General features: G+C 59.7%; 9 protein-coding genes. 8 read left to right on the plus strand and 1 reads right to left on the minus strand.

The annotated features are described in order from the left end of the window. Nucleotide 1: 1 nt before the first annotated feature. From atpG to AAAT03_RS07370, 5 genes are all read left to right on the plus strand, one after another. Nucleotides 2–910 (plus strand): ATP synthase F1 subunit gamma, encoded by a 909-nt coding sequence (gene atpG / locus AAAT03_RS07350; RefSeq protein ID WP_089573102.1) that lies wholly within the window; start codon nt 2–4, stop codon nt 908–910. Further along, entirely contained in the window at nt 910–2,364 is a 1,455-nt protein-coding gene (gene atpD, locus AAAT03_RS07355; protein ID WP_006235717.1) for a F0F1 ATP synthase subunit beta, read from the plus strand. Before atpG ends, atpD begins: the two co-directional genes overlap by 1 nt. A 3-nt stretch (nt 2,365–2,367) precedes the next feature. Continuing rightward, on the plus strand, nt 2,368–2,760 hold the full coding sequence (gene atpC / locus AAAT03_RS07360) for an ATP synthase F1 subunit epsilon (RefSeq protein WP_349103001.1): 393 nt from the start codon (nt 2,368–2,370) through the stop codon (nt 2,758–2,760). An 88-nt stretch (nt 2,761–2,848) separates the two neighbouring features. Further along, nucleotides 2,849–4,132 carry a UDP-N-acetylglucosamine 1-carboxyvinyltransferase gene (gene murA, locus AAAT03_RS07365; RefSeq protein ID WP_349103002.1) on the plus strand — a complete coding sequence of 428 codons (1,284 nt, stop codon included), beginning with the start codon at nt 2,849–2,851 and terminating at the stop codon, nt 4,130–4,132. Nucleotides 4,133–4,144: 12 nt separating this feature from the next. Further along, a complete protein-coding gene (locus AAAT03_RS07370; RefSeq protein ID WP_349103003.1) occupies nt 4,145–5,380 on the plus strand; it encodes an LCP family protein in 1,236 nt (411 codons plus the stop codon). 436 nt (nt 5,381–5,816) lie between these two features. On the opposite strand, the gene pepT is transcribed toward AAAT03_RS07370, so the two are convergent. After that, a complete protein-coding gene (gene pepT / locus AAAT03_RS07375; protein WP_349103004.1) occupies nt 5,817–7,064 on the minus strand; it encodes a peptidase T in 1,248 nt (415 codons plus the stop codon). A 120-nt stretch (nt 7,065–7,184) separates the two neighbouring features. Here pepT and AAAT03_RS07380 point away from each other — a divergent pair, with 120 nt between their 5' ends. From AAAT03_RS07380 to AAAT03_RS07390, 3 genes are all read left to right on the plus strand, one after another. Continuing rightward, nucleotides 7,185–7,607, plus strand: a complete 423-nt coding sequence (locus tag AAAT03_RS07380) for a metal-dependent transcriptional regulator (RefSeq protein ID WP_349103005.1) — start codon at nt 7,185–7,187, stop codon at nt 7,605–7,607. A gap of 10 nt (nt 7,608–7,617) precedes the next feature. Next, entirely contained in the window at nt 7,618–8,511 is an 894-nt protein-coding gene (locus tag AAAT03_RS07385) for a homocysteine S-methyltransferase family protein (protein ID WP_349103006.1), read from the plus strand. A gap of 158 nt (nt 8,512–8,669) precedes the next feature. After that, nucleotides 8,670–10,070 (plus strand): phosphoglucomutase/phosphomannomutase family protein, encoded by a 1,401-nt coding sequence (locus tag AAAT03_RS07390; protein WP_349103007.1) that lies wholly within the window; start codon nt 8,670–8,672, stop codon nt 10,068–10,070. Nucleotides 10,071–10,297: the final 227 nt, after the last annotated feature.

Here is a 10,297-nt window from a genome sequence, read left to right on the forward strand (position 1 = left end):
CATGGCCAACCTTCGCGACATTAAGAAGCGAATCTCCTCGGTTACCACGACCAAGCAGATCACGCGCACGATGGAGATGGTCTCTACGGCCAAGATCCGTCGTGCCCTCGATCGCTCCAAGCAGGCCGAGCCCTATAAGGAGGCGCTGACCGACGTCATGTTGACGGTCGCCGGCGACGCCTCCTGTTCGGGCACCGATCCCATGCTGCAGAAGCATGAGAGCGTTAAGCGTGGCCTGATTGTCGTCATTGCTTCGGACCGCGGCCTTGCCGGCGGTTTCAATACGACGGTGGAGCGCACGGCCGAAAAGCTCGCCGCTTCTTGGGCGAACGACGGCATCGAGTGCGAGATTATTGCGTGCGGACGCAAGCCGGCCACGTATTTCCGCGACCGTGCAAACGTTGTCATGCACTTTGAGGGCAATTCCTCCGAGCCCGATTTTAATCAGGCTCGCATGATTTCCTCTCATATCTGCGATGCGTATCGTGCCGGTGAGCTTGACCGTGTCGAGCTTGTCTACCACCACGCCAAGAACCGCGTGGATCAGGAGCTTCGCGTCGAGCATCTGTTGCCGCTCGACCCCGAGATGATCGCTATGGCCCACGGTCCGCGTAAGAACGAGACCGACGCCCCTAAGCGCATCTCGTCCACGTTCGAGTTCGTGCCCTCTCCCGAGCATGTTCTCGGCAAGCTTGTGCCGTCTTATATCCTGACGGTCATCTACCAGGCCCTGATCGATTCGGCGGCTGCCGAGCAGGGTGCACGCCGCAAGGCCATGCACTCCGCGACGGAAAACGCCACCGCGATCATCTCGACCCTTACCCGCACGTATAGTCGCGTGCGCCAGGCTTCGATCACGACCGAGATCAACGAGATCGTCGGCGGAGCCTCAGCATTGGAGGAACAGTAATGGCTAATAACACCGTAAAGCTTGCGGTCGAGGAAGCCACCAAGAAGACGACTGCCGGTGATGGTCGCATCGTGCGAATCATCGGCCCTGTCGTCGACGTCAAGTTTGACGGCGCGGTGCCCCCGATCTACAACGCGCTCACGGTCGAGGCCGAGACCCCGATCGGTCATCTGAGCACGATCCTCGAGGTCGAGAGCCAGCTTCCGGGCGGCGTCGTCCGCACGGTCGCCATGTCCTCGACCGACGGCCTGCAGCGCGGCCTCATCGCCACCGATACCGGTGAGCCCATGAAGATGCCCGTTGGCCCCAAGACGCTCGGCCGAATTTGGAACGTTATGGGCAAGCCCGTCGACGGCAAGCCCATGCCCGAGGTGGAGGAGTTCTACCCCATCCACCATGCAGCGCCCCGTTTCGACGAGCTCACCACCAAGACCGAGATCTTCGAGACCGGCATCAAGGCCGTCGACCTGCTCGAGCCCTACATCCGTGGCGGCAAGACGGGCCTGTTCGGCGGCGCCGGCGTCGGCAAGACCGTTCTGATTCAGGAACTCATCAACAACCTCGCCCAGGAGCACGGCGGCACCTCGGTGTTCACCGGCGTCGGCGAGCGTACCCGCGAGGGCACCGACCTCTTCCTCGAGATGAGCGAGTCTGGCGTTATCGACAAGACCTGCTTGGTCTATGGTCAGATGAACGAGCCGCCCGGAGCGCGTCTGCGCATCGGTCTGGCCGGCCTTACCACCGCTGAGTACTTCCGCGATCGCGGCCAGGACGTTCTGCTGTTCATCGACAACATCTTCCGCTTCTCCCAGGCGGGTTCCGAGGTTTCCGCACTGCTGGGCCGTATGCCGTCCGCCGTTGGTTACCAGCCCACGCTGGCAACCGAGATGGGCGACCTCCAGGAGCGCATTACCTCGACCAAGACGGGCTCCATTACCTCCGTCCAGGCTGTCTACGTCCCCGCAGACGACCTGACCGACCCGGCGCCTGCCACGACGTTTACGCACCTCGACGCCACCACGGTTCTTTCGCGTAGCATTTCGTCGCTCGGCCTGTTCCCGGCTATCGACCCGCTCGCGTCTTCCTCCGACGCTCTCGATCCCTCGATCGTCGGCGAGGAGCACTACCGTGTCGCCGTCAAGGTCCAGGAGCTCCTGCAGGAGTACTCCGACCTTCAGGACATCATCGCCATTCTGGGTATGGACGAGCTGTCCGAGGAGCAGCGCCTTACGGTCAACCGTGCCCGTAAGATTCAGCAGTTCCTCTCGCAGTCCTTCCACGTCGCCGAGAAGTTCACCGGTAACCCCGGTGTCTACGTCCGCGTCGAGGATACCGTCCGCTCTTTTGCCGAGATTGTCGACGGCAAGGCCGATGACCTGCCCGAGCAGGCTTTCCGCTATGCTTCCACGATTGAGGACGTGCGCGAGCGCGCCCGCAAGATGGGGGAGAAGTAGGTTATGCGTATCCGCATCGTGTGCCCCGTGAGCTGCGCCTATGAGGGCGACGCTGCGTTTGTGTCGATTCCGTCCACGGATGGCGAGTTTGGCGTCCTGCCTGCTCACTCCAGCGAGATCTGCACGATCGACCGCGGTTACGTTCGCGTTTCCGATAAGGCCATGGGCACTGTCGACCACACGTTTGCCGTGGCCGGCGGCTATGCCCAGGTTGCGGACGATGTCGTGACCGTTCTCGCCGAGCGCGCTTGCGATTTGGCGACCGTCGATGCCGACAAGCTTAAAGCTGATACTCAAGGTTTTGAAGAGAAGCTGGGTAATTTGTCGGAGGATGATGCACGCCGCGCCTACCTCTATAATGAAATCGCATGGTGTAAGCTCAAGCTTGCCCAATAGTCAAACGATTTAGCGTTCGACCATTTGCGAACACATCATGCCCGGGATGGCCCAGCCACCCCGGGCATGCTTTTTGAAAGGGTAGACCTTGGATATTATCCGCGTTGAGGGTGGCCACGCCATCGGAGGCTCCGTGCCCGTCTCGGGTGCCAAGAACTCCGCGCTCAAACTCATGGCGGCAACGCTTCTGGCGCCGGGCAAGACGACGCTGCAGAACGTGCCCGATATTTCCGATGTCCACGTGATGGGCAAGGTGCTCAAGGGCATGGGCGCTACGATCGATGTTCTCGACGAGCACACGCTCGAGATTGATACCTCTCAGGTCGATTCATGGGAGGCCCCCTACGAGCTCGTTGCCAAGATGCGCGCTTCCACCGCCGTCATGGGACCCCTGCTGGGCCGCTTCCATCGCGCCAAAATTGCCATGCCGGGCGGCTGCAACCTGGGTGCTCGCAAGATCGATATGCACATTCTTGGTCTTGAGGCCCTGGGCGTTGAGTTCGATACCGCCCACGGTTACATCAACGCTAATGCGCCCCAAGGTCTGCGCGGTACCACCGTCACGCTCGAGTTCGCCAGCGTCGGTGCGACCGAGAACCTCATCATGGCCTCTGTGCGCGCACAGGGCACCACGGTTATCGACAATGCCGCCCGCGAGCCCGAGATCGTCGATCTCGCTAACATGCTCAACGAGATGGGCGCCAAGATTGTTGGCGCCGGTACGCCCGTCGTGACTATCGAAGGCGTGGAAGAGCTCCATCCCGTTACCCATCGCGTGGTGGGCGACCGCATCGAGGCCGGTACCTTTATCGTTGCCGGTGCGTTGATGGCCGACGATCGCGGTGTCGATGTCACGGGCTTTTGCCCCATTCACTTGGGCATGGTGCTCAAGAAGATGGAGCTCATGGGTATCGACTGCGAGCGCGTCGAGGATGGCGTCCATGTGAACCGTGCCGAGCGTATCAAGCCGGTCGACATCCAGACGCTTCCGTTCCCCGGCTTCCCGACCGACATGCAGGCGCAGATTATGGTGCTCTCCGCCCTTGCCGACGGCAGTTCCGTTATTACCGAAAACATCTTCGAGAATCGCTTTATGTTTGCCTCTGAGCTGGTGCGCATGGGTGCCGACATTCGTATCGAGAGCCATCATGCCATGATTCATGGCGTCAAGGGCTTCTCGGGTGCACAGGTTACCTCGCCCGATCTGCGCGGCGGAGCGGCCCTCGTCGTAGCGGGCTTGATCGCCGACGGGACGACCGAGGTTTCGGCTATCCATCACATCAAGCGCGGCTACGAGCATTTTGTCGAAAAGCTGCAGGCGCTTGGCGCGCATGTCGAGCATGCTACCGTCCCCGATCCCGTCATCTACTAATACAGGTTGCCTATGTTTAATAAAAAGCCCCTCGCGGATACCACCACTCGAAGACCCTCAACTGGTGCGCAGGCCAAGATCTACAGTCGCGATAACGTGGCTCGTTATTCCGAGCGAGCTCGCCAACGTCGTCGTAGCCACACGATTCGCCACGTCGCGCTCATTGTCGTGCTTGGCGTGCTGCTGAGTGCCACTACCGCTGCCGGCCTGTGGTTTGCCACCATTATGGGCAAGCTCGGCGATCCTAATGTCATTACCGACAATCTGCGTCGGGTTCTGGTTGACACCGATGAGGCAAAGGATCCGTTCTACGTGCTGCTTCTTGGCACCGACGGCCGTCCGGGCGAGGATACGTATCGTGCCGACTCGATTATCCTGGCACGCATCGACCCCACGCAAAAGCAGGCGACGCTCATTTCCGTTCCGCGCGACACCAAGGTCGAGTACAAGGGCGAGACCATGAAGATCAACGCCTGCCATACCGTTGGCGGCGCCGAGGCCATGGTCGAGGCGGTCAACGAGCTGTGCGGTGTTCAGATTTCCCACTATGCCGAGGTCAGCTTCGACGGTATGCAGGCGCTGATTGATTCGGTTGGCGGTATCGACATTAACGCAACCGATGATGTTGACGACCCCGAGCACCTGGATATTAAGATTACCGCTGGCCAGCAGCATATGGACGGTGCCACCGCCCTTACCTATGCCCGCTGCCGCTACACCTATGCCGACGGCGATTACACGCGCATGCGCCACCAGCGTCAGGTGCTTGGCGCCCTTGCCAACCAGATTCTCAATAACTTCGATGCCACGAAGATCTTTGGCCTGGTTAATTCGCTGTCCGATATGCTCGTAACCGATATGAGCGTTCAGGATATCGTGGCTACGGTCAATGCCATGCGCGGTATGGATGTCGACGGTATCTACTCGGCCAACCTGCCCTCGTACGCCGACGACAGCACCATGATCGATGGTGTGAGCTACGTCTTTGTCTACGAGGACGAGCTCAAGGAAATGATGGAGCGCGTCGATGCCGGCAAGGATCCCAAGGGTCCCAACACCATGGGTCTTTCCGACGGTTCCAGCTCTACGATCGGTGACCTCAGCAACAACACGTCTGACGACTACGCAAACGGTACCGCAACCTCATCGGTCAGCTCTGACGATTCTGATGACTCAAGCGATTCGAGCGATTCGGACTACTACGAAGAGCCCACCGGTGACGGCAATGGCTACGAAGCCAATTATTAGGGTTACGCGGGCTTACCAGCCCGCGTAACCAGTTGACGCTGCAAACCCGCCAGAGCGGCAATCTGCCTTTCAACTTCGGCGGCATGATCAAAAGATCAATGCCGCCTCGTTTCAAGGCACCTTGCTCGCTCTGGCGGGTTTTCGCTGTCGTTGCCAAAACATCGGCGTTGCCTTGGTCCGGACTAGTCGTTGGGTAGTCATTGGGGACGTTTTTAAACGACTAGTCAAACAAGAACCTCCCCAATGACTACCCACAAAGCGAGAGTGGATGTCGTCATTTTGCGGCACTTGGGGACGTTCCTTTTGTGCCGGCAGTTTGGGACACTCCTTGCGTTAAGAGGCTGGCGTGCGTCAACCTGTTCTCATTGCAGCAAAAAAACGCCCCGTTCTTGGTTGAGGACGGGGCGATTCGTCTTTTGGGCTTATGCAGCCAGGCTTATGCGAAACGGGCGACGAGCTCCTGCAGGACGTCGGTCATCTTGACGAGCGAACTGACCGGGACGAACTCGTTGACGCCGTGGTAGCAATAGCCGCCGGTGGAAAGGTTGGGGCAGGGCAGACCGCGGAACGACAGCTGCGCGCCATCGGTGCCGCCGCGAATCGGCAGCACTTGGGGCTCAACGCTGCAGGCAAGGTAGGCTTCCTTGGCAACATCAATAAGCTCGGGATAGTCACGAACGATCTCGGCCATATTTCGATACTGCTGCTTAATCTCGACCGTCACGCGCCTCTCACCCAGACGCTGGTTGAGCATCGAGGCAGCGGCATCAATAAGGTCGAGTTTCTGCTGGAACTTGGCGGCGTCATGGTCGCGGACGATATAGCGCGCTGTGGCGTGATCGACGGTTGCAGATACACCCTCAAGGTGATAAAAGCCCTCGTAGCCTTCCGTATACTCCGGGCGCTGCACGTAGGGGAGCAACGCGTTGAAGTCGCAGAACAGATTGCCTGCGTTGACCATACGGCCTTTGGCGTCGCCCGGGTGGATGGACTGGCCCTCAAAGCAGACGGTCGCCTCAGCGGCATTAAAGCACTCCCACTCCAGCTCGCCGATGGGGCCACCGTCGACCGTGTAGGCGTACTTGCAGCCAAAGGTATCGATATCCAACAGCTCGGCTCCGTGGCCGATCTCCTCGTCAGGGCAGAAGCAAATGCCGAGTGCGGGATGGGACAGAGAAGGGTCCTGAGCGATACGCGCGACAAGCGACATGATCTCGGCGACGCCTGCCTTGTCGTCCGCGCCCAGCAGCGTGGTGCCATCGCTGCAGACCAGGTCCTCACCCGCGAGGTCGTTCAGGGCGGGAAGCTTGGCGGTACTCATGGCAACGGGCTTACCGTCAACCGTGCCGCAGACCAGGTCGCCGCCTTCGTAGTGCACGATGTGCGGCTTCACGCCGGCGCCCGGTGCAACTTCGGTGGTGTCGAGATGGGCGATCAGGCCCAGGGCGGGCTTGTCCTCAGCGCCCACACTTGCGGGGATATGCGCGCAGACATAGGCGTGCTCGGTCACGTGGGCATCTTTCGCACCAAGCTCGCGCAGCTCTTCAGCTAGCACGTTGGCAAGGTCAAACTGAACGGCGCTCGAGGGTACCTGGTCGCAGTTTGCATCCTCGGACTGCGTGTTGATCTGGACGTAGCGCAAAAAGCGCTCGAGGACATCGGGGTTCGTGGTGGTGTTTTCCATAAAGACCGCTCCAATCTTGGTCGTCGTGTGCAACAAGAACTCTAGCACGGTATGCCACGGCATACCGCGACGCTTGGATGGGGTAGAATCAGCCAATGAATGCAGAAGGGACGGAAGATCATGGATACGACAAATAGCTCGCGCGAACTACATCTGACGGCGGCGAACGAAGACTACTTGGAGTGCATGGTTCGCATTGAAAGCGAAGAGGGGGAAACCAACGGCGTGCGATCGGTCGACATCGCGCAGCGCCTTGGCGTCTCCAAGGCATCGGTCAATAAAGCGGTTTCGGCGCTCAAAGCATCCGAACTTGTCGAGCAATCGCACTACGGCAAGGTAGTCCTGACCGATCGCGGCCGCGAGGTTGGTACGGCTATCTGGTACCGTCATCGCCTTATCCGCACGTTTTTGGTTCAGGAGCTCGGTGTCGAATTTGAGCGAGCCGATTCCGAGGCCTGCATGATGGAGCATGCGCTTTCCGAGGACACGATGAACCGCTGGCTCGCCTATCTCGAAAAGCAGGGAATCAGCGTCGAGGAATAGCGGGATATATATGGATACGAGTTATTACAACCGCTTTGGTGCCGAGGAACTTACGCGCCGCTTGTCGAGCGAGACCTTGTTGGCGCAGGGCCCCATGGGCAGTGTTCTGTTGAGTGAGTACGATGCCGCCGACATTCCACCGGCGTTTTGGAATCTGGCAGAGCCGCAGACCGTTTCTCGTATTCATCGCTTGTATGTCGCCGCCGGCGCGCAGGTGCTCATTACCAACACCTTTCAGGCATCAAGCTATGCCCTCAAGCACGATCAGATTGCGCCGTCCGTGGCGGAGGTCAATCGCGGGGCCGTCGACGATGCCCGCCAGGCGCACCCTCAGCTGCTACTGGGCTCGATGGGCCCGATCGGTATTGAGTGGTTTACCGAAGACTCTGTCGAGTATCGTGAAATCCGAGGCATTGCGCGCGAACAGGCGCACGCCTTGCTCAATGCTGGTGTTGACGGTCTGCTGATCGAGACGGTGACGTCTATCCGTAATTTGCAACCCATGCTTGCCGGCGCCCGAGATGCCGCCGACGGCATGCCTGTCCTGGTGAGTTTTGTCGTTGACGATAAAGGCGACCTGTTGGGCGATGGCCTCAACATCGAGGCAGCCGTTTTGTACGCCGAAAAACACGGCGCAAACTCGGTTGGTGTTAATTGCTGTTCGCTTGCGGCCGCGAACGCGGCGGTGCCCAGGATGGTTGCATCGGCGACTACTCCCGTCACGGTGCGTCCCAACGTGGGCGATCCGGTCCAGACTCAGGATGGCCCCGTATGGCACGAGAACCCCGAAGCTTTCGCGCGCGCATGCATCGAATGGAGACATGCCGGTGCCGCAATGGTGGGCAGCTGCTGTGGAACCACGGCAATCACTACGGCAGCGATGGCCGAGGCGCTCGATATATAAAGGTCGAAACCGCTCCATACGGGGCGGTTTTTTTATTGCTTGCACATCGGCGGTAGCATTTGCCCAAATGGTGAATGCCGGTTTTGGCAGGTTGCTGGGCGAGCGTTGCGGGTATACCCCATGCGTACCATGATCCAAACACTGTGAGGTGTCTGCGCGTGTGCGCGATAATTCATTTTGGAACTGACGGTTGGCGCGCCCGCGTCGACGACGACTTTACCGTCGACAACGTTGCCCGCATTGCCGATGCCGTCGGCGAGTTGTGGCAAAAGATCAATCCCGGCAAAACAGTATATATAGGGTTCGACACCCGGCCGCAGGCGCGCGAGTTTGCTGAGCTTGCGGCAGGCGTGCTTGCCGCTCACGGATTGGACGCAGTGCTCGCATCTCGGCCTGTTCCGACCCCCGCCCTTACGTGGGCGGCGGCGTATGACGGCGAGGCCTGCGGTGCGCTCATGGTGACGGGATCCCATCATCCGCAGGGGTATCTGTGCCTTAAGCTGCGCATGGGAGATGGCTCGACGGCCAATCAGGATGTCATCGAAGAGCTCGAAGAGACTATGGCCCCCGAGTCGATGGGGATCGAGGAACGCTATCGCACCGCGGATATTATTCCTGACTATATGCAGGCGGTGGCATCGTTTGTCGATGCCGAGGCCATTCGAGCCGCTCACCTGCGTGTGGTAGTTGACCCCATGGGCGGCGCGGCCCAGGGATATCTTGCCGACCTGCTGCGGGAGCTAGGCGTCGAGGTGCACGAGATTCATGCCGGACAGTCGTCCGATCAAGAGGACATTTGCCCCGACCCTGTTGAGCCGTGGGTGGACGCTTGCGAGCGTGCGGTTGTCGAGGACGGGGCGTGCGCAGGCCTGGTGACCGACGGCGATGCCGACCGTATCGGTGCGGTCGACGAACGCGGTAGATATATTCATCCGCATCAAATCATGGCGCTTGTTTTGGGCGACCTCGTTCAATTCCGCAATTTGGAGGGGCGTGTCGTCGTCAATCTCTCGTGCTCGACGCTAGTGCGTCGCATTGCCGAGGCGCTTGGCTGTCGTGTGACCGTTAAGCCGGTCGGTTTCAAATATATAGCTGCAGAGATGAAGAAGGGCGGCGTCCTCATGGGAGGCGAGGAGGCCGGCGGTATCGGCATCGCCGCGCATATGCCTGAGCGTGATGGAATCCTTGCTTGTCTGATTCTGTGTGAGCTTATGGCAAAGACGGGCGCGCCTTTGGGCGTTTTGGTCGATCAGCTCGAGGCCAGTTTTGGTAAGACGAGCTATGGGCGTCGCGATTTGCGCCTTGAGGCCGAAGACGCCGAATCGCTGCGAACGCTGCTTCCTGGCATGAATCCTAAATCGATTTGCGGCAAGGCGCCGCAGGCTGTAAGCCATATGGATGGTTTACGTTTGGCATTCGAGGATGACACCTGGCTGCTGATCCGCCCCAGCGGGACCGAACCGGTGGTTCGCGTATACGCCGAGGGGTTCTCGGTGGAGGAGCGCGATGAGTTGCTCGATGCCGGCTGTGCCTTGGCTAAGGGAGCCTATCAGCTTTAGCCATATGACGCTTCACTATAAAGAGGCCCTCGGTGAGCGGTAGAGAACGGCTGGCAAACGTAAGCAGGGTTTTAATATGTGTAGGAAATGTGTACGCCCAGATTCCCGCCCCCGGCGCCCCTCCGGTCTGGCAATATATCTCCTTGCCGCGCGGCCCGGTCGGACCGGATCAGCCGCACAGCGTGCACCTTGAGAACCGGATACTGCGAGGATGGACACATTCAGTG

The organism is Collinsella sp. CLA-AA-H167 (assembly GCF_040095305.1).
In the GTDB taxonomy this organism is placed as follows: Bacteria; Actinomycetota; Coriobacteriia; order Coriobacteriales; family Coriobacteriaceae; genus Collinsella.

What these genes read in the sequence shown, in the direction of transcription:
- atpG (WP_089573102.1), top strand. Translation starts at nt 2, where the DNA reads ATGGCCAACCTTCGCGACATTAAGAAGCGAATCTCCTCGGTTACCACG.
- atpD (WP_006235717.1), top strand. Translation starts at nt 910, where the DNA reads ATGGCTAATAACACCGTAAAGCTTGCGGTCGAGGAAGCCACCAAGAAG.
- atpC (WP_349103001.1), top strand. Translation starts at nt 2,368, where the DNA reads ATGCGTATCCGCATCGTGTGCCCCGTGAGCTGCGCCTATGAGGGCGAC.
- AAAT03_RS07370 (WP_349103003.1), top strand. Translation starts at nt 4,145, where the DNA reads ATGTTTAATAAAAAGCCCCTCGCGGATACCACCACTCGAAGACCCTCA.
- pepT (WP_349103004.1), bottom strand. Translation starts at nt 7,064, where the DNA reads ATGGAAAACACCACCACGAACCCCGATGTCCTCGAGCGCTTTTTGCGC.
- AAAT03_RS07380 (WP_349103005.1), top strand. Translation starts at nt 7,185, where the DNA reads ATGGATACGACAAATAGCTCGCGCGAACTACATCTGACGGCGGCGAAC.
- AAAT03_RS07385 (WP_349103006.1), top strand. Translation starts at nt 7,618, where the DNA reads ATGGATACGAGTTATTACAACCGCTTTGGTGCCGAGGAACTTACGCGC.